Annotated in this window: 17 protein-coding genes; 7 read left to right on the forward strand and 10 right to left on the reverse strand. The window is 45.3% G+C overall.

Annotation, left to right across the window (positions count from 1 at the left end; genetic code table 11):
* Positions 1-52: 52 nt before the first annotated feature.
* Complete coding sequence (locus F0261_RS06780; RefSeq protein ID WP_171337564.1) at positions 53-727, forward strand: hypothetical protein; 675 nt, start codon at positions 53-55, stop codon at positions 725-727.
* Positions 728-851: 124 nt separating this feature from the next.
* Here the strand turns inward: F0261_RS06780 and parE are convergent, their stop codons facing one another.
* From parE to nudF, 5 genes are all read right to left on the reverse strand, one after another.
* Positions 852-2,747 carry a DNA topoisomerase IV subunit B gene (gene parE, locus F0261_RS06785; protein ID WP_014975634.1) on the reverse strand — a complete coding sequence of 632 codons (1,896 nt, stop codon included), beginning with the start codon at positions 2,745-2,747 and terminating at the stop codon, positions 852-854.
* A 113-nt stretch (positions 2,748-2,860) separates the two neighbouring features.
* Complete coding sequence (locus F0261_RS06790) at positions 2,861-3,442, reverse strand: YqiA/YcfP family alpha/beta fold hydrolase (protein WP_171337534.1); 582 nt, start codon at positions 3,440-3,442, stop codon at positions 2,861-2,863.
* Between the two features lie 119 nt (positions 3,443-3,561).
* A complete protein-coding gene (locus tag F0261_RS06795; RefSeq protein ID WP_171337535.1) occupies positions 3,562-4,395 on the reverse strand; it encodes a metallophosphoesterase in 834 nt (277 codons plus the stop codon).
* On the reverse strand, positions 4,392-4,787 hold the full coding sequence (locus F0261_RS06800) for a DUF1249 domain-containing protein (protein WP_014978277.1): 396 nt from the start codon (positions 4,785-4,787) through the stop codon (positions 4,392-4,394). Before F0261_RS06800 ends, F0261_RS06795 begins: the two co-directional genes overlap by 4 nt.
* A 41-nt stretch (positions 4,788-4,828) precedes the next feature.
* Positions 4,829-5,455 (reverse strand): ADP-ribose diphosphatase, encoded by a 627-nt coding sequence (nudF, locus tag F0261_RS06805; protein WP_049587314.1) that lies wholly within the window; start codon positions 5,453-5,455, stop codon positions 4,829-4,831.
* Positions 5,456-5,750: 295 nt separating this feature from the next.
* Here nudF and tolC point away from each other — a divergent pair, with 295 nt between their 5' ends.
* Positions 5,751-7,124 carry an outer membrane channel protein TolC gene (gene tolC, locus F0261_RS06810; protein WP_171337536.1) on the forward strand — a complete coding sequence of 458 codons (1,374 nt, stop codon included), beginning with the start codon at positions 5,751-5,753 and terminating at the stop codon, positions 7,122-7,124.
* 139 nt (positions 7,125-7,263) lie between these two features.
* Here tolC and F0261_RS06815 read toward each other — a convergent pair whose 3' ends face one another.
* Entirely contained in the window at positions 7,264-7,422 is a 159-nt protein-coding gene (locus F0261_RS06815) for a hypothetical protein (protein WP_014997260.1), read from the reverse strand.
* A gap of 209 nt (positions 7,423-7,631) precedes the next feature.
* On the opposite strand from F0261_RS06815, the gene F0261_RS06820 reads away from it, so the two are divergent.
* The gene (locus F0261_RS06820; protein WP_061439458.1) at positions 7,632-8,486 is read left to right on the forward strand and encodes an ion transporter; all 855 of its coding nucleotides are present in this window, start codon (positions 7,632-7,634) and stop codon (positions 8,484-8,486) included.
* Positions 8,487-8,600: 114 nt separating this feature from the next.
* Here the strand turns inward: F0261_RS06820 and prsT are convergent, their stop codons facing one another.
* Positions 8,601-11,375 (reverse strand): XrtA/PEP-CTERM system TPR-repeat protein PrsT, encoded by a 2,775-nt coding sequence (gene prsT, locus F0261_RS06825; protein ID WP_171337537.1) that lies wholly within the window; start codon positions 11,373-11,375, stop codon positions 8,601-8,603.
* Between the two features lie 305 nt (positions 11,376-11,680).
* Between prsT and F0261_RS06830 the strand changes: the two genes are divergently transcribed.
* The 4 genes from F0261_RS06830 to F0261_RS06845 all read left to right on the forward strand — a co-directional run bounded on the left by F0261_RS06830 (position 11,681) and on the right by F0261_RS06845 (position 17,994).
* Entirely contained in the window at positions 11,681-13,465 is a 1,785-nt protein-coding gene (locus F0261_RS06830) for a DEAD/DEAH box helicase (protein WP_171337538.1), read from the forward strand.
* A 129-nt stretch (positions 13,466-13,594) separates the two neighbouring features.
* Positions 13,595-14,977 carry a siroheme synthase CysG gene (cysG, locus tag F0261_RS06835; protein WP_069943717.1) on the forward strand — a complete coding sequence of 461 codons (1,383 nt, stop codon included), beginning with the start codon at positions 13,595-13,597 and terminating at the stop codon, positions 14,975-14,977.
* A 318-nt stretch (positions 14,978-15,295) separates the two neighbouring features.
* Positions 15,296-16,855: a tryptophan halogenase family protein gene (locus F0261_RS06840; RefSeq protein WP_171337539.1), complete on the forward strand. Its 1,560-nt coding sequence runs from the start codon at positions 15,296-15,298 to the stop codon at positions 16,853-16,855.
* A 134-nt stretch (positions 16,856-16,989) separates the two neighbouring features.
* Complete coding sequence (locus tag F0261_RS06845) at positions 16,990-17,994, forward strand: hypothetical protein (RefSeq protein WP_216600738.1); 1,005 nt, start codon at positions 16,990-16,992, stop codon at positions 17,992-17,994.
* A gap of 7 nt (positions 17,995-18,001) precedes the next feature.
* On the opposite strand, the gene ccoG is transcribed toward F0261_RS06845, so the two are convergent.
* The 3 genes from ccoG to F0261_RS06860 form a co-directional block, all read right to left on the reverse strand.
* The gene (gene ccoG, locus F0261_RS06850; RefSeq protein WP_171337540.1) at positions 18,002-19,375 is read right to left on the reverse strand and encodes a cytochrome c oxidase accessory protein CcoG; all 1,374 of its coding nucleotides are present in this window, start codon (positions 19,373-19,375) and stop codon (positions 18,002-18,004) included.
* Between the two features lie 234 nt (positions 19,376-19,609).
* Positions 19,610-21,007: a PLP-dependent aminotransferase family protein gene (locus F0261_RS06855; RefSeq protein WP_069943713.1), complete on the reverse strand. Its 1,398-nt coding sequence runs from the start codon at positions 21,005-21,007 to the stop codon at positions 19,610-19,612.
* A 93-nt stretch (positions 21,008-21,100) separates the two neighbouring features.
* A complete protein-coding gene (locus F0261_RS06860) occupies positions 21,101-22,498 on the reverse strand; it encodes a PhoH family protein (RefSeq protein ID WP_014978266.1) in 1,398 nt (465 codons plus the stop codon).
* Between the last annotated feature and the right edge of the window lie 420 nt (positions 22,499-22,918).

Genomic DNA, 22,918 nt, shown 5'->3' on the forward strand with positions numbered 1-22,918 from the left:
GATACACTGTGGCTTTCACGAGCTAGAACATTTTCAACGTGGAGCAAATTGGGTGCTTTACCACATTTTAGGCTTTGCCAGTACCGCGCTGTTTTTACTGACATGGTTAGGATTATGGTCACAAATTAAGGCCATGACGCGCTTTCAAGTGCCCGTTTCTAGCGAAAGTGACGATGCTAACCACAGTCTGTCACTTAACCAGTTTGGCTCTAGCTATTTTGCCTTTTTCTCAATTTTCCTATTTGGCATTTCGGTAGAACCTTTCAACCATTACTTGGTGTGGACGCGATTTGGCGCGCTCATACTTACGCTCATTATCATTTGTAAAATATGGCAACACAGGCGCACTACAATTTCAGGTTACGTTGCCGCTGTTGCTCTGCTAGCTCTCATTGGTGGCACACTTTCCATTGCTTTTCGGCCATTCCCAACGCTTGCACAGCTTGGCGCAAACACATTAATGCTGGTCGTAACCGTCATTTTATTTCAAGGGTCTCTGCATCAATGGCTTGTACTGCAGCGCAGACAAAAAGTGGGGTCGCTGTCATTTGCGCTGTTTCGCAATATCTTGATAAAAGACGTTAGCACTTTGCTGTTTGGGCTAACAATGCCATTAAGCCAAAGCTGGCCGCTGCTTATCTTAAATGGTACGAGCGTAATTATGCGCGGAAGTATTTTATTGCAAATGCACAAACTAAAACGCCGAGAACTTCCCGTGTCAGGGTAGTTTCTCGGCGTTTTCGATTTGTTTCATGTAGCGATAAGGTTACTTGTCTAGCGGTCACTTGTTTGAACAGCGTTATCAATACAAGCTTCTATAACTAAGCGCAAAAGCGGCGCGTTTCTGCAATCTACAACGCCACTTCAGCCATATTACCTTTGCTTTCAAGCCATGTTTTACGATCGCCAGAACGCTTCTTAGCAAGTAGCATGTCCATCAACTCCATCATTTCTTCCGCGTCTTCAATGGTCAGCTGAACAAGGCGACGGGTGTTTGGGTCCATGGTTGTTTCGCGAAGTTGTAGCGGGTTCATTTCACCCAAGCCTTTAAAGCGCTGTACGTTGACTTTACCGCGTTTCTTTTCCGCTTCAATTCGGTCAAGAATGCCCTGCTTCTCGCCTTCATCTAGCGCGTAATATACCTCTTTGCCTACATCTATTCTAAATAGCGGCGGCATAGCGACATACACATGGCCTTGTTCTACCAAGGTTCTGAAGTGACGTACAAAGAGCGCACATAGCAACGTTGCAATGTGTAGCCCATCGGAGTCAGCATCGGCAAGAATACAAATTTTACCGTAGCGCAAACCAGATAGGTCCGTCGAGTCTGGATCGATACCCAGCGCAACTGAAATATCGTGAATCTCCTGTGATGCTAATACCTGAGAAGAGTCAACTTCCCAGCTATTTAAGATTTTACCGCGCAGCGGCATAATTGCCTGAAACTCTCGGTCTCGCGCTTGCTTGGCCGAGCCACCCGCCGAGTCACCCTCTACTAAAAACAGTTCAGAGTAAGAAATATCTTGTGATGAGCAGTCGGTCAGTTTGCCTGGTAGTGCCGGCCCTTGAGTGACCTTTTTACGCGCAACCTTTTTGGTTTGACGCAGACGGCGCTGTGCATTGTTGATACACATTTCAGCAAGGGCCTCGGCAATTTCCGTATGCTGGTTTAACCAAAGGCTGAATGCGTCTTTCACCACGCCTGACACAAACGCGCTGGCCTGACGTGAAGACAGGCGTTCTTTAGTCTGTCCGGCAAACTGCGGGTCCTGCATCTTAGTCGACAGGATATAGGCACAGCGGTCCCAAATGTCATCTGGCGATAACTTAACGCCACGAGGCATTAAGTTTCTAAATTCGCAAAATTCGCGCATGGACTCTAGTAAGCCTTGGCGCAGCCCGTTAACGTGTGTACCGCCTTGCGCTGTAGGAATAAGGTTAACGTAGCTTTCCGTTACTAAATCACCACCTTCAGGCAACCACATTACAGCCCAATCGGCGGCTTCTGTGTTGCCACTGAAAGTACCTACAAATGGCGTGTCAGACGGCAAGGTTTCAAACTCTTCTACCGCTTGGTAGAGGTAGTCTTTAAGGCCGTCTTCGTAATACCACTCTTGGCTTTCTTTGGTGATCTTGTTGTCGAAACGAATGCGCAGACCCGGGCTTAATACCGCTTTAGCGCGCAAGTTGTGCACAAGTCGGCTGGCTGAGAATTTTGCCGAGTCGAAATATTGCGGGTCAGGCCAGAAGTGAACACGAGTTCCTGTATTGCGTTTACCGCAGGTATCAATAACTTGTAAGTCTTCGACTTTGTCGCCGTTTTCAAAGGCAATTTGGTATACGTTACTGTCTCGTCGAATGGTCACTTCTACGCGGGTTGAAAGCGCGTTAACTACCGAGATCCCTACCCCGTGAAGACCACCAGAGAAGGCATAGTTTTTGTTTGAAAACTTACCACCTGCGTGAAGTTTACATAGAATTAGCTCTACGCCTGATATTCCCTCTTCAGGGTGAATATCTACCGGCATACCACGACCATCGTCGATAACTTCTAACGATTGGTCTTCATGCAAAATTACTTTGATGTTAGAGGCGTGCCCAGCAAGCGCTTCATCCACACTGTTATCGATGACTTCCTGACCCAAGTGATTTGGGCGGGTAGTGTCGGTATACATACCAGGGCGGCGTTTTACGGGGTCAAGGCCGTTTAAAACCTCGATAGCATCTGAATTGTATTGATTTGACATAGTTATGGTTGTTATTTAAGCCAGCGACAAAGAAAGAGGTACGCGGCGCTTAAGCAAAGCGCCGCACAGCATAGGTTTGATGTTAGCAGGGCGAGTACAGACTGGCAATGCGCTTATTTCAGCAAAAACTCGGCAATAGCAGGCAAGTGATTTTCGTAACCTACAAAGCTGTGATCGCCGCCTTCTTCAATAACCAGATGACTTTGTGCGTACTTTTCTTCAGCCAAACGGTAATCCAGTGTTTCATCTTCTGTCTGAAGCAACACCTTGTAACTGTTTGGTTCTTTGATTGACGTTGCCTCTAACGCTTGAATTACCCCTATATCGCTTTCAACTATTTCAAACTTTTCCTTGCTGTAAGGATTTTCATGAGTGCCGATAAACCCTTGCAACAGCTCGTAGGGGCGAACTGCAGGGTTAATTAACACCGCTTTGCCTCCAAATTTTTCAAGCAAAAACGTAGAGAGATAGCCCCCCATTGAACTACCAATAAGCTTCAGCCCGTTTTCAAGCAGAGCCGGTGTGTTTTCAATAAGTGAAGTTAGCTGGTCTTCTACTTTACTGGGAAAATTAGACAGCTCTGGAATATGTAGGGTAACGTTTGCGTGATGCTGCTCAAAATACGCTTTTGTGGCTTGCGCCTTAATGGATTTCGGCGAACTTAAAAAGCCGTGAAGATATAAAATGTGCTGCATGTTTTTCTCTATTCTGTGTTCTCTTTTTCTATATTTAATATGAACTCGATGAGAGTTCAAAACTGTTCTTAACGCCAAATACTTCCAAAACAGCCACGCTTAAGCAAAGAGCGCGAAAGCTAAACCCGAACAACCTTAACGCCCACCGTGCCACCATCCATTAAGCTCATCACCTGATACCCTGGCGCTTCATTGCTAACACCGAATTCGGGACGCATTTCCCATTGCCAACAGGTAGATGGGCTGCCGTAAGAAGGCGTATTGTGCTTTCCTATCTGCTGGCGCAACGGCGAATGTACGTGTCCGTGTAGGAAGGCTTTTAACTGCGGATATTCATCTGTAAGCGATACTAACCGCTGAGCATCAACCAAAGAGTGCTTATCCATCCAACTGTTTGAAGGCAAAATGTGGTGATGAAGTGCAACGAGATGATTGGCCTGTGGTGACCTAATTAGCGCTTGTTCTAGCGCCTGAATATCGCTTTCTTTTACTTCCCCGGCTGCCGTTTGCTTATTGGTTATAGCGCGGGTATCCAGGCCGTGTATTTGCCAATTGGGAAAGCTTATCGGGTCATTGCTCTTTAAATGACGGCTGCCAAGATATTTTTCAAAGTACGGATTATTATCGTGATTACCCGCCAGCACAAACCATTCTATATTTGCTGGCTCAATATATTGCTCCATCAATGCAATAAAATGCTCGTAGCTCTCAGATGAATTATCGCCGCTAATATCCCCAGTCACCAACACAATTACTTGATGCTTTGCCCTCTGTTCTGACTCGCTGGCAGCTTTTTGAGCAACGTAATTTTTAATATCAGCGCTATCAACAACATATTCTTGAATGCTACTGAGCACGCGTGCTAGCGATTTATAGGGCGCTATACCCGCATATCCCGTTTTATTTTTATCTTTCAGTAAGTGGCAATCACTGAGTTGTATAAGTGTAATCACGCTTCAGAGGTAACATTTGAGGAGTGTTGCAAACAGAAGTTTAGCCACTCAGCTAAAAAGATGTTCACCATATGCTTTTCGTTGCGCTGGCGCATCTTTAAGTTCGGATACTCGTAAGAGGGTTCGAGCGCTCCCGTATTTTGGCTATTGATAACCTCCGCCATGCGAGCGTCGTGATATAGGCGCACCGTCATACTAGGCGTTAAGTAAGACGGCATGTCTTTAGTGGTTTGCTTAATACTTAATGTACTGGTGTAGCGAGCAGACTCCACAATGCGTATTTCATAAGACAGGCCCACTCCTACCGAAAATTCATAGCTCAAATCTTCCGTATCGCAATCAGGCAAAATTCTTAGAACATGGGAGTAGTTCAGTTCGCAAAGCGCCTGCATGGAAGGAAGATGAGGTACATATTTTCGTTGGTTGCGTTGAGTCACGATGTCTGCCACTGCTCCAGAAGTTGTGTTTTGTGCATAAAGAACCATTGTAGCGCAATTACCGCTGCGGCGTTGTCAATATGGCCATTCTCCAACCATTCAAGGGCTGTGTTCTCTTTAATGCGATGCACTTTAATATCTTCAGACTCACTTTCCAGGCCGTGCACACCATGCGCTTGGCTAGCGTCGGTCTTTGCAATAAAAATATGTAATCTTTCTGTGGTCCCGCCCGGACTAGACAAATAGCTCAATGCTTTCGTTAATTTATCTAACGTGATACCCGCCTCTTCCATAGACTCTCTATGGCATACCGCTTCAGGTGTTTCACCTTCATCAATCATGCCAGCAATAATTTCTATCAACCAAGGGCTTGAAGATGTGGCTAATGCCCCAATTCTTACTTGCTCGATTAGCACAAACTCTTGAAGAACTGGATCGTAAGGCAAAACGCCTACTGCATGACCGCGTTCAAATATTTCTCGCGTGACGGTATCACTCCACTCTCCATTAAAACACTTGTGCTTAAATTGATACTGATTCATGGTAAAGAAACCACGATACACTGGCTTAATGTCAGTGATTTCGACGTCATTTGAGGTAAATGAAAGGAATTCCTTGCTCATTTGCTGACACTTATGGTTCAAATAGATTTATCATACATAGTACATTTACACACCAACCATGTATATGCGTTAAAAATGCATAACGGGGTGTGAGCGAATAACAGAAAATCATATTACAAGTCGTCTATTACTATAATAATCGCGTGGGTAGATCACATATTCTGTTACAGTTAATCAAATACTGTTACGAGTTTGGACTTTCGGTTTGTGGTTGAATTTTCATACACTTGGTTTTATTAAGTCGTCCCTTAGAGCGAATGACGACGCAACTTGAACACAACAGGAAGACGTAAGCATGAAACGAACACTTCTGTCGCTGGTTATCGGAGTTTCGATGACAACGGGTGCGCTGGCCGATGACCTTATGCAGGTATATCAACAAGCACTGGCGAACGACCCATTGGTAAACCAAGCGAAAGCGCAACGTGATGCAGCGTTTGAAGGGATTAGTATTAGCCGCGCAAACCTTCTACCACAGATATCTGGCTCGGTAGGCTATACAACTTCTACAGCTGAACGTGCACAAACGTTAGGTGCTAATGCTGATGACCTTCAAATTGTGGTATTTGAAACAGACGTAGACACTATCGATTATGGTTTGCAGGTACAAATGTCACTTTACGACCACGCAAACTGGCTAGGGCTGGATCGCGCTGAAAAAGTGGCCGAGCAAAGCGACGCCCAGCTTGCCGCTAGCATGCAAGACGTTATTGTGCGTACGGTTACTGCTTATTTTGACGTACTACGTGCACGTGACAATGTTGAATTTGTGGGCGCTGAAAAACGTGCCATTGAGCGCCAGTTAGAACAAACTCGCCAGCGTTTTGAAGTGGGTTTAACGGCTATTACTGACGTACACGAAGCTCAGGCCAATTACGACAGCACGGTGGCGCAGGAAATCCAAGCAAAGAACCAGCTTGAATTTGCTCTTGAAGCGCTTCGCGTAATTACAGGTAAATATCACGATCGTTTGTTTGGGCTAAACACAGAGAATTTTGCCGCAACTATGCCTGTGCCAGCGGCTGTCGATGAGTGGCTAAAAACTGCGCAGGATAAAAACTTAGCACTTCTGGTTGACAGACTTGCTATGGATATCGCGAAAGAAGATATTTCAATTGCGCGCTCGGGTCACTTACCTACCCTTGGTTTAACAGCTAACGCATCGCGAAGCAAAGACGATATTTCAAACCCGTTCTTACAGTTTGAAACACCTTATCTTGATAGTCAGTCAGTTGCGGTTCAATTGAATGTGCCTATCTATCAAGGCTCTCGCGTTTCATCGCAAACCGACCAAGCTAAGTTTAACTATGTTGCAGCAAGCCAAGCAGCTGAACAGACTTATCGTCAAACTGTGCAGTCTATTCGCAGCTCGTTTAACAATGTAAAAGCGTCAATCTCAACGATTCGTGCTTTAGAGCAGTCAGTGGTCTCAGCAGACAGCGCCCTTAAAGCAACAGAAGCAGGTTTTGATGTAGGTACACGTACCATTGTTGACGTGCTAGACAGCACACGTAACCTGTTCGATGCACGTCGTAACCTTGCGGGCGCACGCTATGACTTTATTCAGTCAGTGGTTACGCTTAAGCAAGCGGCAGGTACATTGACAGGTGAAGATGTGGCTATGATCAACCGTGGTCTTAAGCCAGCAGAAACCAACACCAATGATTAGCATTGGATAGTTGAGCGTTTAGTACATGCTCAATAGTGAAAGAAAGGGTAGCCAGTGCTGCCCTTTTTTATGCCTGAGATAATATGACACCTGAAGAAATGCGATGCTGAGTCGCGAAAAAGGGCTATGTTAATGATGATTAAGTTGGCGATGTAGGTGTATATTTCTTAAGTGCGCTTAGCAGTTGGCGATATTCCATACGCAAGGCTTCTGCATTTTGCTTTGTGGGCGCGAAGTTAGACAAGCGTTCCGCTACACGATGCAATTTCTCTTGCAACAACCGTAATTCATCATCCATGATTATGCCCTTTATTTTTAAGCCTGTGTATTCGGCTTGATAAACGTTTAGGTAACGTGCGACGAGACAGGTTTAAAACGCCCGTTGTGCCCCTACATTTGTATGCAATAAGTGCGCGTACGCTGCACTTCTGATTATTTAGTATACAGCCAATGGCGCTTACCACAAGCCCTTTGGCTATTCGGTTTTTCTTTGAGTGATAAATAGAAATGCAAGCCTCTGAACTTCAAAATAAATTTGAGCGCATTCGAGCCAATAAATGGTTCGAAGCCTTTGTAATAAGCGTTATTGTTATTTCAGCGCTACTCGTAGGTGCCAAGACCTATGAACTGCCAGCTGGCATGTCGTCAGTAACACTATTTTTAGATTGGTTTATCAGTGCCTTCTTTCTAACAGAAATCACCATTCGTTTTTTGGCTGAAAAACGTAAACGCTACTTTTTCAAGAGCTTTTGGAACTGGTTTGACACACTGATTGTGGTTATTAGTCTCATTCCGGCAGACGATACCGAACTGGCACTTATCGCCCGTTTGGTGCGTGTGTTCCGCGTATTGCGTATGATTTCGATCATTCCCGAGCTCAGGATCTTATTAGTTTCTTTGGTTAAAGCACTGCCCCAATTAGCATATGTCATGCTGTTGATGTTTATCATTTTCTACATTTACGCAGCTATAGGCAGTACTTTATTCGAAACCATCAATCCCGTGCTGTGGGGCGATATCACTATCTCGATGCTAACGCTCTTTAGAATTATGACATTCGAAGATTGGACCGATGTAATGTACGAGACTCAGGAGGTTTACTCGCTAAGCTGGATTTTCTACCTTACCTTTATTTTCTTTACAGCGTTCGCGTTCTTGAACATGGTGATTGGGATCGTGGTGAACGTGATGGAAAGAGAAAACGAAAAAGCACGAGCAGAAAAAGAAGCCGCCTTACTTGAAGAGCAAATTGCCCAAGGGAACGTAGAGCCAACCCTTCAAGATGTAATGAAAGAACTACGAGAGCTGAAGGCACAGCTTGCCGCTAATAATCAAAATAGCACGGTAAACAAAACCAGCTAAGTGCGTTCTGTCCGAATAGCGCAATTGAAAAAGGCCACAGTGATGTGGCCTTTTTAGTTTCTCAAAAATGGTGATGCCTAGATTTAGGCTAAAGCAAGATACGCCCGGGCGAGTCTAAAGCCCGTATTGCTGCTTAAGTGACTCCGCTCTTTGCTTGGCTGCCTCTGACTTAAACTCTCGGCTTGCCAGCTTGCGCGAGGCGAGCGCCTTTTTATCGAGTTCAAGTAATACACTCACATAATTTAAATATACGTCGTCGTTCGCAATAGGACGTGCAGCGACTTCCTCGTACAGTTTAAGCGCTGCGGCTTTGTCGCCTTTAGCAATGTATATTTGCGCTAGCGTGTCCGCGGCGTCTGCGTTCTCACGCTGCAGTGATACGGCCTTTTTAGCGAGCTCTTCTGCTCGGGTAAGTTTTTTATCTTCCAGCGCCAAAAACGCCAGGTTATTTAATACGACAAAATTATCTGGCGTTTTAGCTAGCACCTGTTCATAAGTTTTAATGGCTGCTGCTCGGTCTTTGCCAATTTGACGCTCGGCTAACAGCATTGCACTTGGGATGTCGTTGCTGTGCATCTGAACGTGTTTTTCAAGGAACGTATGGGCCTGAGCTTTTTTATCCGACATCTCCAACGCTGCCGTTAATAACAAAGCATTGTCAGAGTTTGGCGTGGCGTCATAAGCAGCTTTTGCATGCTCTACCGCTTGCTCTGGCGCTTTATCAATAAGATACAAACGCGCAATCACACCTCTTACAAACGGCAGCGCTCTCACCTCTTCAGCGGTACTATTTATTATGTCCCACGCAGGTTTAGCCTGACCCAGACGGCTGTGGAAGTATGCTTTCAATAAAGTTAGCTGTGCGTCAGGACGTTTAGCTAATACCTTATTTATTAATGTTAGCCCCTGTTCAAATTGCTTTTGCGAATCAACAATTAACAATTTCCCCAATACCGCGTTTTTATCTTGAGGGTAAAACGATAGCCAGCGATCAAAGAATGCTGTCGCATCTTTCAAATTGTTAGTTGCGATGAGCGCTTGGCCTTTTAGATTCCAAAACGCTTGCGGTGACGCTTCATTCCCTTCTACATCAGCTAAAAGCGAAACCGTTTTATCAAGCTGATTATTAAGCGAATACATTCTTGCAAGTAAAAGCCTTAAATTCAGGTCGCCTTTTTTAGCGTTAAACTGTTGTTGGGTATGTTTAATTACTTGCTCTGCGTTACCTTTTTCAGTGGCTAACGCAAACCACAACGCCAGCGCAGGCACATCGGCAGGGTTCTTATCAATGAACGCGCGAAGAGAGGAAATCGCGTCGTCTTTTTTGCCTTCTGCTACCAGTAGTTTTGCGCGAGAGTATACCACCTCATTTTCAGCACCTTTCAGTTTGCTTGCCTTATCAAGGTATTGGGCGGCTTCTTGATAAGCTCCTTCTGCGGTAGCGATATTGCCTAAGTAGATAAGCGGCGCGGCGGTGTCAGGCGATTGTTCGTGCCACTCTTTGGCAGCACTTTTTGCCTTTTCAAGCTGACTAGTAGCAATGTAGGCGCGAAGTAATGTGGCTTGTGACGTCACAGACTCTGGCGACTGCTCTACGGCTTGTTCAAGATTAACTAAGCCATCAATATCATTTAGTGACAACTGCAAAACACCTAAACGAGATAAATCTTCTGCTGTGGTACTCACCGCTTCAGACTTTGCCACCATTTGCTGTGCACCGACCACGTTACCGTCTTTTAAAAGCTGATAACTCGCCTTAGAGAATAGTGCGGCATCAATACCTTGCTCGCCTTCTACCCTCGCTAATACTTCAAGCGCTTCATCATTTTCACCGAGCTGCAGCATGCTGTCTGCCAGCATACGAAGACCAGGGTGATTATCAGGAAGACTAGAAGCCACCATTGTCAGGTGACGCTGTGCCGCTTCAAAGTCTTGTATTTGATATGCACTGAAGCCCGCAACCAAACGCACGACCTGATCACTTCTTCCATTTTGAATGGCAATTTCCAAGTGTTCGAGGGCCTTAGCATAATTTTCGCTGGCCGACTCAATAATTCCTTTAAAGGTGTTAAGCAGCGGATGATTTTCATTAAGAGCTAACAAGTCATCAACAATAGGCTCTGCTTTATCGAGTTCTCTTATCTCAATCAGTAGTGCTGCATAGGCAAATTTGCTGGTTACGTCGTCTGGATACTGACTCACATACACGCCGTAGACCTCGGCAGCTTTACTCGGCTCACCTTTTTGAAGATAAATTTTTGCTAGCTGTTGTAGCACGTCTTTATTGGTGGGGGCTTGTTCTCGCAGCTTCTCGGTGGCGGCTAGCGCTCCATCCATGTCGTTGTCTAAAACAAAGGCATAACTGTCAATAAGGCCTTTGTAGACTGAGCTCGTATCTAGGGTTGATAAATCAGCCAGTAGCGTTTGAGCTTCTTCGTTTTTACCTAGCTGCATTAAAGCCTGTAGCTTATAAAAACCCACTTCGGCTGATTCAACTGCTGACATCCCTTCTGCGCGATAATCTACTTCGGCCAGCGCATTTTCTGCCCCTGACTGTTGGTAAGCGACCGACAATAAAGGAATGACTTGGCTAACAGGATGCCCAAGTTCCATTGCCTTGTTGAGTTCTTTTTCAGCAGCTGAAAAATTACTTTGCTGCAAGTACAGCTTGCCAAGTTCGAAGCGCGGTGCTGCGGCATCGGGCGCTTTTTGAATGGCATTTTTATATTCAACAATGGCGGCGTCGATTTGTTGAGAAGAGGCGTAGTTCCTTGCATCTGCCAAATGGCTCTCCATCGACTTTTCGCTACACCCTGACAAAAGAGCACTGGTTAACATTACTGCTAACGTCGTGCGTTTAATTAATGTATTAGTTCTATGCTTTGTCATTGTAATTCCTTGCCCTTCCTCAAATTTTTATTGTCACTTTTTTGCACATTGTAAAAAGCACCCACCATACTGCTTATTATTTCATCGAATTTGTGCAATTTCGTGGCAACCTTGCCATTATTCGAATATAATATTGTTTTTTGCAACACTGCTGGCAAGCATATCGCGAAATACGCTACGAATACGCTTCATAAACTCGCCCGAAAGGCCAGTTCATCGCTGTATAGCGTCTTGCGATAATAAACCGAAAAAGTACGGTTTAATCGTATGCCGCACCCTCCTTACTTAATGCACCAGGACCCTTAATGACCACAACTGTCGACATGACATTTAAAGACCTCAATTTACCAGAACCTATCTTACAAGCCCTTGAAAAAGTTGGCTACGAGAAACCGTCTCCTATTCAAGCAGAGAGTATTCCTCTTTTACTTGAAGGGCACGATCTACTCGGTCAGGCACAGACAGGGACAGGAAAGACCGCTGCGTTTGCCCTGCCTATGTTGGCAAATATCGATCCTGAGCAACGTAAGCCGCAATTACTGGTATTGGCCCCAACCCGTGAACTAGCTATTCAGGTTGCAGAGGCGTTTCAGGTTTATGCGAGCTTTAGTCAAAAAATTAAAGTACTTCCAGTATACGGCGGTCAGTCGTACGACAATCAAATTCGCCAGCTTAAACGCGGCGTTCAAGTGGTTGTGGGTACACCAGGCCGTATCATCGACCACATTAAGCGCAAAACGCTAGACTTAAGCGAACTTAAGTTCTTAGTGCTAGACGAAGCTGACGAAATGCTTCGTATGGGCTTTATCGATGACGTTGAACTTATTCTTAGCCACGCACCAGAAGAGCGCCAAACCGCACTGTTCTCGGCAACTATGCCTGGCCCAATTAAGAAGATCACTCAGCGATACTTGAAAGACCCTAAGCACGTTAAAATTGCGTCTAAGGTAAGTACAGCTAGCACCATTCGCCAGCGTTATTGCCAAATTGCACCACACCACAAGCTTGAAGCGCTAACGCGTATCATGGAAGTGGAAGTGTTCGACGGTATGATCATATTCGTACGTACGAAAACCGCTACGGTTGAACTAGCAGATAAACTCTCTGCTCGTGGTTACGACGTAGAACCACTAAACGGTGATATTCCTCAGGCTGCCCGTGAGCGTACTGTTGAAAAACTTAAACAGGGTAAGATCGACATTCTTGTTGCTACCGACGTAGTAGCGCGTGGTCTTGACGTTGAGCGTGTAAGCCACGTTATTAACTACGATATTCCTTACGACAGCGAATCTTACGTACACCGTATCGGCCGTACGGGTCGTGCTGGTCGTCAAGGTGATGCGATCCTATTTATCTCTCATCGCGAAAAGCGCTTGTTATTCTCTATCGAGAAAACTACCAAGCAGCCTATTGAAGCAATGCCAATTCCTTCAATTAGCGAAATTAACGAAACCCGTTTAAGCCGCTTCAAACAATCGGTTGCCGAAGCAACCCAAGACGATAGCATTGAGTCATTAATGCCAATCGTTGAGATGATTAAAGAAGAAAACGAAGCTTCTCCTGAAGTTTTGATGGCTGCACTACTTAAAATTGCGCAAGGTGATGAGCCGTTAATTCTTAAAGAATCAGATCGCCCTGATATCAACAGCAAGCCTCCGCGTGATAGCCGCGACAGAAACTCTCGTGACGGTCGTGAGAGAAAGCCACGAGTACCTCGTGGAAACCGCAAACCTGAAGAAGGCATGCAGCGCTTCCGTATTGAAGTTGGTCATGTTCACGGCGCTAAGCCTGGTAATATCGTGGGCGCTATTGCGAACGAAGCGAATATTAATTCGAAGCACATTGGCGCTATCGAAATTTATGACAACTTCAGCACGGTAGACCTTCCTGAAGGCATGCCGAAGGAAACGCGCGATACGCTACAGGGCACCCGTGTTGCTGGTCAGCGTTTAAACATTCGCGAATGGTCAGACACGCCGCCGGCTAAAGGTCGTGGCGATCGTGGTAACCGTGGTGACAGAGCGCCTCGCGGCAATCGTGAAGACCGCCCTAATCGCGGAGACCGCGAAAACCGTAAGCGTAAGAACTAAATAGCAATACATTCAGCCTTTATATAACTAATTGCAATATAAAGGCTGTTTTCGTTGTTTTCTAATTAAAAAGAATTGGCGCAAAATAGTGTCAGTTCTTTTTTTGTATTTGAAGCTAAGAAAACCTTTATGGATTACTTTCCGTTATTCCTAGACGCCAGAAAACTCAATGTTCTAATTGTTGGGGCTGGTGAAGTTGCTGCCCGTAAGCTAGAGCTTATTATGAAGACACCTGCGACCATCACCGTGGTGGCGCCTTGGGTTTGCGATACGGTGAAGCAATTGGCGCAAAATGAGAAAGTGACACTTATTGAACGCGAGTTTGAAAATAGTGATCTCACCCATAAAGATATGGTCTTCATTGCCACAGATAAAGGCGATGTTAATCAACATATTCACGACTTAGCGCGCGCTAACAAAGTGTTGGTGAACGTGGTGGACAATACGCCGCTTTGCCAATTCATCACCCCCTCTATTGTTGACCGCTCTCCTATCGTTATTGCTATGAGTAGTGGTGGTGTAGCGCCTGTTTTGCTTCGTTATTTACGTCAAAAGTTAGAGACTGTACTGCCTGCTAACTTAAGTCGATTGGGCGCGTTTTCTGAAAAATTTCGCGACAAAGTAAAGCAAACGCTTAATGGCGTTACCGCTCGTCGATACTTTTGGGAAGACGTGCTCGATGGTGACATTGCTGAAATGGTAGAAAAGGGCCAAGACAAAAAAGCCGATGATGCATTTGAATTAGCACTGCAAGCCGCCGCTCAAGACAAAAAAGTAGAAGGGCAAGTGTATTTAGTAGGAGCAGGCCCTGGCGACCCCGACCTTCTCACCTTTCGCGCATTGCGCTTAATGCAAAAGGCCGACGTGGTAGTCTATGACCGCTTGGTATCGCCGCAAATTCTTGAGCTTGTACGCCGTGACGCTGAGAAAATCTATGTTGGGAAAGCTAAAAGCAATCACACGCTTCCCCAAGACGACATTAACCAATTAATGGTTGATGAGGCTAAAAAAGGCAATCGTGTGGTGCGTTTAAAAGGCGGCGACCCATTCATATTTGGACGTGGTGGAGAAGAAATTCAAACACTTATTCAGCACGGCATCGACTTTCAGGTAGTTCCCGGCATAACCGCCGCAAGCGGGGCGTCTAGCTATGCTGGCATTCCACTTACTCATCGCGATCACGCACAGTCTGTGGTATTTGCCACCGGTCACCTAAAAAATGGCACTATCGACCTCAACTGGCCTGCCCTTGCACAGAAAAATCAAACCGCTGTGTTTTATATGGGTTTGACAGGCTTGCCGATTATCTGCGAAAAGCTCATTGAACACGGTCTTGATGCCAATACGCCTATCGCTTTAGTTCAATCGGCGACTACCGAAAAGCAGGCGGTACTAACAGGCACGCTGAGCAATATTGTGGCTAAGCAAGAAGAGGCGCAATTACAGCCTCCTACACTTATTATCGTCGGTTCAGTTGTTAGTTTACGTGACGAACTAAACTGGTACCAATAATCCCTTCCTGCCCCTTTGTGTAAATAAAGGGGCTCTGTACCAGCTTTGCCGTTTATGAACGTCGGCTTCTACTTACCTCCTCTTCAACATTGCTCTGCCGCAATTTCCCAACCGACTACCAACATCTGCCCCAATAATTTCCCTCTGTATTATTGGCAGTAAACAATGCTGCCTGTACTCGTAGTTAATTGCGTTATTTCCTGACTACCGACTAATTATGTAAACGTTTCCACTTACATTTAAGCCCCATTTAATATACATTTAAGAAAAACCAAATCGTTAACATTTTGTTTTCATAAAGTAGGCTTTGGGAAAAATATGCATCAAGCGAATAGCCCCCTTCGTCGTATTGTTGTTGTAGGTGGTGGTGCCGCTGGCTGGTTAACCGCTTCAATCATCGCTGTAACGCACAAGCACGATGACAATATTAGTGTCACCTTAGTTGAGTCACCAGATGTCAGTATATTGGGTGTAGGCGAAGGGACGTGGCCTACTATGCGCAGTACGCTTCTTAAAATTGGTATCAGTGAAGAAACCTTTTTAGCTCAGTGCAATGCGTCTTTTAAGCAGGGTACCAGTTTTCACAATTGGCGCTCAGACACCATTGAACATCAGTACTACCACCCTTTCAGCCTGCCATTTAGGTACTTTGAAAGCGACGTAGCAGCATGGTGGCAAAGCTACGCAGCAGAGCAAGATTTTGCACATGCTGTATGTTCCCAGGCCGCGTTATGCGACCATCACCTCGCACCCAAGCAGCGTCAAACGCCTGCGTATGCTGGCATTGCAAACTATGGTTATCACCTTGACGCAAACAAGTTTGCAGCCCTACTTCAAAAGCACGCGACAACGGTTTTAGGTGTTCAACATATTGTGGATGATGTGGTTGGCTCATCTTCAGAACCTATTGCTGCAATAGTGGGTCGTGAACACGGTAATATTACTGGTGATCTATTCATAGATTGTACAGGCTTTGCGGCAAGGTTAATTGGTCAGCACTATGGTGTCCCCTTAACATCTTGCTCCAACGTACTGGCCAACGACAGTGCTATCGCAATCCAAGCTCCCTACGTTGACAGCTCAGTTGATATTGCCTCTACCACACACTCAACAGCTCAAGACAGTGGCTGGATTTGGGACATTGGTTTGCCTTCGAGAAAAGGTGTGGGATACGTGTATAGCTCAGCGCATTGCAGTGAAGATGAAGCAAGAGCAACACTGGAGACCTACTTAAAGCACGACAAGAAAACCGCTGATGTGGATGTTAGCAAAGCGAGAAAGATCACATTCTCACCGGGCTACCGTAAAACGCTTTGGGTAGAGAATTGTGTCGCCATCGGCACATCTGCTGGCTTCCTAGAACCTTTGGAAGCGTCGGCGCTTGTCATGATTGAATTATCTGCCACCCACATAGCAAAACAACTGCCTAGAACATATAAAGAATGCCAAGCGGCTGGTCGACAGTTTAATCAGGCTTTCGAAAAAAAATGGGAAAGAATAGTCGACTTCCTAAAGCTTCATTATGTGTTGAGTGAACGTGAAGCTTCTGCGTACTGGCGTGATATGCGGAACCAAGAGAGCTGCTCCACCCAGTTACAAGATTGGTTAACCCTGTGGAAAAGCCGCAGTCCTATTTCATCTGATTTTGAACTTCGTGAGGAATTGTTCCCCGCGGCCAGCTATTTGTTTGTTCTATACGGCATGGGATTCAGGTCGCAGTACAATGATGTCTATCAAGCTAATTTACACACCCCTGAACAGCGGCAGGCCTACGCAAAACATGTACAAAGTATTCAGCAACAACTCAGTGGTTTACCCACTAATCGACAGTTTTTGAATCAAGTAGCACAATCCCAAGGCCTCTCAATGCACTATTGACGACCTCTGCTAGGGTAATGGGCTGGCACGACCCAAAGCAAAGGCTTCAAAATAGCCTTTGCCTTGTTTTTTTCATTTTCACGCGCATACTCACAAAATGAGTGATCAATTATTGAGTTAACCCAACGATAACAATGAAGCTTCACACTAACTCGAAAAAAAAGAACATTTGGCGCTTTATTGGCAAGGTAACGAGATACCTTGGTCTCGCTACGATCTCTGTGGTTTTCCATGTTCAGCATGCGCTCTCTGAACAACTCGAGTTCAAAAGAAAGAAGACTGATACCGGCATGCAGTTCTATTACGAATGGATTGACGGTGCGAAGCAGCGACATAACCTCAAGTTTGAAATTCCCTTTGAGTCAATTGAAGACTTGCCGCTAAGGCAAACTAATTACAAGCCCAAAATAGCACAGCGACACGTGACTGTTGCGTTGACCAAAGCAGCAAAGGCTATCGACCTCAAGGACGCAAAAGTAACAATCAAGCCCTTGAGAGAAGCCATTAATATTAAAGTGTCGGGGACTGACGAAGAGAAAATAGAAGACGTTCAAGCGCATTTACGTGACGTACAGCAAAACGCTTACGATAGCTACTTGCATGAACATTACTTCACGCGCTTTACGACTTTATTTAACCAAAGTGCCATAAAGCCAGACCACCTGCGTTACATCTCTGAGTCAGTAAAACCTTTGGTGTCCGTTTCTCAAGCGTTTTACGAGAAAGTCGCGTCTGAGTCAGATTCAAGAGCCTATTTTTCTTTAATTCTCAGTTGGCTGCAAAGCATCCCTTACGACACGTTAGAAGATAGAGTAGTGAGTAATGGCTCTGGGTATGCGCCGCCCATTAGTGTGCTTATGCAGAACCTAGGGGACTGTGACAGTAAAGCAGTGTTAGCGTCTTCAATGGTAAGAGCTTTTTTACCTACTACAAAGATGATTGTGCTTTACCTGCCCAACCACGCTTTGCTTGGAATTGCATTAACCCCCATGGCAGATGACCGAACCATAGAGCACGATGGCGACGTTTACGTGCTCTATGATCCTACGGGTCCGGCACTCATTCCCTTCGGACAAGTATCAGAAGATACAGAGCGCTACATTGTGACCGGGCGCTACCAGGTAGAAGTAGTAGAGTAAGTTTCATCTACATTTGCCTGTTATTCCCTGAATAGAACATCACTTCATTGCCAATCACACTGTTGGTAGATTTATCGATAATAACAAAGCTAACAGATTGCATGGTATTAGCCATTGGCGACAATGCTTCAACTGAAAACGGCACATTTCGCTTTTCGCCTGGTGCTACGTTTATAGTCGGTACGTTAATAAGCTGCATATCTGATGGCGTTTCTATAGCAATTTCATAGGTTTTGGCCACGCGGGATTTATTTAAAACGGTTAACGTATAAGTGTTTTCAATGTGTCCCGCGTTGTTCTCTCTGTAAAGCGCGTTGCGGTCACGGCTAATTGAAGCTTCGAAGTCCTGCCTGTCGATAGCCCACTCGCCCATTGCGAGCAGTATGGCAATGATTGCGGCGCCGTAAAGATAGTTAGTGAATTTACGCCCAGAATTCCTGCCGGCTCGCGAAAAATTGATAAGTTTGAGCGGATAGCCAAATTTGGCCATGACCTTGTCGCATGCGTCAATACACAGGCCACAGTTAATGCACTCGTACTGAATTCCTTCACGAATATCTATGCCTGCTGGGCAGACTTGAACGCACAAATTACAATCCACACAATCGCCCAAGTCTTTGTGCTGTGAAAAACGCTTCCTTGGCCCGCGACTTTCTCCTCTCGTTTCGTTGTAAGTAACCAATGACGTACTGTTATCAAACATCGCAGCTTGAAAGCGAGAATAGGGGCACATGTGCGTGCACATTTTCTCTCGAAGCCAACCGGCATTGGCATAAGTGCAAACGGCAAAGAACATTGTCCAGCCTGAAATTAACGCAGGCGCAGAGAAAGTGAAAAACTCCGTATAAAGACGAGATGCCGGATAGAAATAAGACATAAAAACCAGCGCAGTAATAAAGCTTAATGCCAACCATGCACTGTGTTTTGCCCCCTTTACGACTACTTTTGTTAGTGAGCTAGGCTGCTTATCTAAAGCCTTGCTTTGATTGTGCGTACCTTCAATACGGCGCTCTACCCAATTGAAAGCCAGAGTCCATACGGTTTGAGGGCAAGTAAAGCCACACCATACTCGCCCGTAATGACGGGTTACTAAAAACAAAACAAAAGCCGCAAGAATAAACAGTAAGGCAAAAATCATGAGGTCTTGTGGATACAACACCCATGTAAAAAGCGTGAGGGTTTGACGCCCCACATCAAACAAAATCGCCTGCTGTCCTTGGTATTGAATAAAGGGGAGCGCAACAAACAGCGTCACTAATACTATATTCAAGTATCGACGTATTTTTTGAAAGTGCCCAGTTTCCTCACGGATATAGATTTTTTTGCTTTCTACGGGTGTACAAGCAATGATGTCTTCTTGCCGAATTTTAACTGCCGTCATTAGCTTTCTCCGAAAATTTTGCGCTAATGGTAGGGATTTAAGGCCGTTAAAATAGAAACAGATTAGGGGTTTCTTTATGGATCAGTTGCAATAGTTTTTAAGGCGTAGATATTTAAGGTGTAGGCTTTGAAGTCGCAGATTTTTAAGGTGTATGTTTTTCTTGTTTCAAACCTGCGCCCTATACAGAATGTGCAAAAACTACGGTTTGCGTTACGCAGAGTGATAACACGTTATTTATGAAAGACTTTTTATAAATAGCGAAAGCTTAAGCAGTTGATTGCGCTTCGCTTCATTCAGAGCAAACGACGCGTTTAAACGAAAACAATGGTTAAACTCATTGGTTAAGCTAAACAGTTTTCCTGGCGCAATGGTGATGTGTAAACGCAACGCTTCTTTATAAATAGCCATTGCATCAACATGCCCCCGGCATTCCACCCACAAAAAATAGCCGCCGCTATGTGTATGAATAGTCGCAACGTCTGATAGAAGGTCGGTAAGCAGCGCCGTTATCGTCTTCTTACGAGCGATGAGTTTTTTTCGCAGCTGCTTTAAATGAGACTCGTAATTTTTTGTGGATAAATAGTCTACAAGCGCAAGCTGTATCGGCGCACTGGTTGCCAATGTACTCATAAGCTGCTGTTTTTGTATTTCAAGGGCACGCTTACCTGCGGCGACCCACCCTATTCTGTACCCTGCCACTAAAGACTTGGAGAACGATGAACACAACATACTATCTCCCTCTTTCATAAAATGCTTAATTGGCAGAGGTGAACGCTTATCAGCATAAAGCTCGGCATACACATCATCTTCAATAAGGGCAACATTATACTTATCCAGTAACGCGGCCACCTGCTGTTTTTGAACGTCACTCAATGAGTATCCAACAGGATTTTGAAAGTTGCTCATAAGCCAGCAGGCTTTCACATTATGATTTTTAAATGCGCGCTCAAGTGCAGCTACATCCAATCCAGTGTTGGGTGATACCGTTACAGTAATCGCTTTTAGACCTAAACGTTGAAGCGCCTGAAGCGTTCCATAGAACACCGGCGACTCGACAACCACCCAGTCTCCTGGTGTGGTGCATGCCTGCAAACTCAAGTTCAGCGCCTCTAGCGCACCAGCGGTAATAATGATTTCATCAGGCGATATATTCACGCCTTTGGCGGCATAGCGCTTAGCGATGATTTTTCTAAGGTCCAGGTTACCTGGAGGCAAGTTATCCATGGCGCTGGTCAAGGAAATTTGCTGGGCGGCAGCTGCAATAGACTTATTTAAATGTTGCCTTGGATAAAGGCTTGGGTCGGGGTAAGCAAATCCTAAACTGAACATGTGAGGGTCGCGAGAGGCCTGCAGCACTTCATATACAAAGTCGTTAATGCTGACGGCTTCTGTGGCCTGTACACGTTCTTTTGAGGCATTGCTCGCTTTAGCTGTTACCAGAAAGCCCGAACGTTCTTGGGAGCTGACTATGCCTTGGCTTTCTAACATCTGATAGGCGTGCAGCACTGTCATTAGGCTGAAGCCTGTTTGTGCTGCCTGTTTGCGAAGCGATGGGAGCTTTTCATTTTCTACCCACACGCCACGCTCAATCTGCTCTTTAAGTTGGTGAGCTAAAACTTCGTATTTAGCCACGTTATACTCCGATAGTTCCCACCAGCGGAGTATAACAGTGAGGACAGTATTCTGTTATAAAAACAATACTACCAATTTACGCGTTATCTTAGGTTAAAGATTTTCTTCAGCAAAACTTGCAAGACGACTTCTTACCACGCCGTCTAGGTTAATGGTGGCACTGCCCGAGAAGTCTTTAAATTTCTCAACCAAGTAAGTAAGCCCCGATGTCACTGCGCTCAGATAGTTACTGTCTATCTGCGCCAAGTTACCGCCCACTATCAGCTTTGTTCCTTCACCACAGCGTGTGATGATGGTTTTAAGCTGTGACGCGGTTAAGTTCTGCGACTCATCCAAAATCACAATCGCATTTTGAATGCTTCGGCCTCGCATAAAGTTCACCGACTTGTACTGAATGTTGGCTTTTTCCATGATGTAATTCATAGAACCTTTGGTATTTTCGTCGTGCTTGTGGAGTACTTCCAAAGAATCGGTAATTGCTGCCAACCAAGGCAACATTTTTTCTTCTTCCGTTCCCGGCAAGAAACCAATAGACTCAGCAATTTCCGGCGTGCTTCGCGTGACAATGATTTTGTCATACATGTTACGCTCTACCACCATTTCAAGGGCTGCCGCTAACGCAAGTAGCGTTTTACCACTACCGGCAGGGCCTGTGAGAATAACCATATCAATGTGTGGGTCTAGCAACGCATGGAGCGCCATGGCCTGCCCTATATTTTTGGGTGTAATGCCCCAGGCGTGACGACCCATCAAGCGTTCGTAACCTAAATCCAACACCTCTAAATGATCGTCGGTGATCTCTTCTACTAAACCTGCAAACTGTTTAGTTTCGTCGAGCAAAAACTCGTTTACATACGCTTCTGGCAACATAGACTTGGGGATAGTGTGAATGGTGTCGCGCCCTTCGCTGCGGCTATCCACGCTTTTTACGCTATCCCAAAAATTACCTTCAAAGGTATGAAACCCGCGAGATAAATATTTGATGTCAGTAATTAGCTGGTCGGTGCGGTAGTCTTCAACATGAGCGAGGCCTGCCCCTTTCGCTTTAAGGCGCATGTTTAAGTCTTTGGTAACCAACACCACTTTTTGCGGCGCGAACGTCTTTTGCAAGTGCAGCGCTACGTTAATAATGCGGTTGTCATTCTCGTTGCTGGTAAACACTTGCTGAGCCTCAACCATGTTGAGGTCGGCGAATATAGATAGACTCCCTGTAGGTGCCGTTTGACCCGCGCCCAACCCTTCCATCGATACACCCGCTAGCATATCTTCTGGCGTTGCGTCGTGGAGTAAATCCTCCATTGCCCGAATGGATACCCGTGCATCACGCGCCACGTCTTTTTTGCTGTCTTTGATGTAGTCGAGCTCTTCCAATACGGTCATTGGAATAACAACGTCATGTTCTTTAAAGGAGAGAAAAGCGTGAGGTTCGTGCAGCAGAATATTGGTATCGAGGACGTAAATCTTAGTATCGGTAGAATTTTTTCTTGGCATCCTTCACTCCGGTAAATAAAGCCAGGTTAGACGTATTGTTCATTTATGAACGCACGCGCTAACAAGCTACAGTTACGGTTGTAGGAGAATGCCGCTCGAAACAGGACTTCTTCCCCTACTCGCGTCGACTGAGAAGCAGTACTACTCTTTCTGCCTCAAAGGTTCGTTTGTTGAATTAGCGAACCCTTAATTCCACCATAATCCAGTTTTTGAGATTTAGCACTGTTTTTTCTTTTTTATTTTTCGTTAGAGCAAGTGATAAGCGAAGAGCAGTCCCTTCACGTGATATGAGATAGCACAGCGCTCCCATTCTGCATTAAACAAGAAACTGGCATACTTGGTTCGTAACAAATGCTCACACTTTAACTACAGTTAGCGCAGTTTTAGTTGCGTTTTTAATACCCAAATAGGCTAAGGTGT

Source organism: Alteromonas sp. 07-89-2 (assembly GCF_013113925.1).
Classification (GTDB): Bacteria; Pseudomonadota; Gammaproteobacteria; order Enterobacterales; family Alteromonadaceae; genus Alteromonas; species Alteromonas macleodii.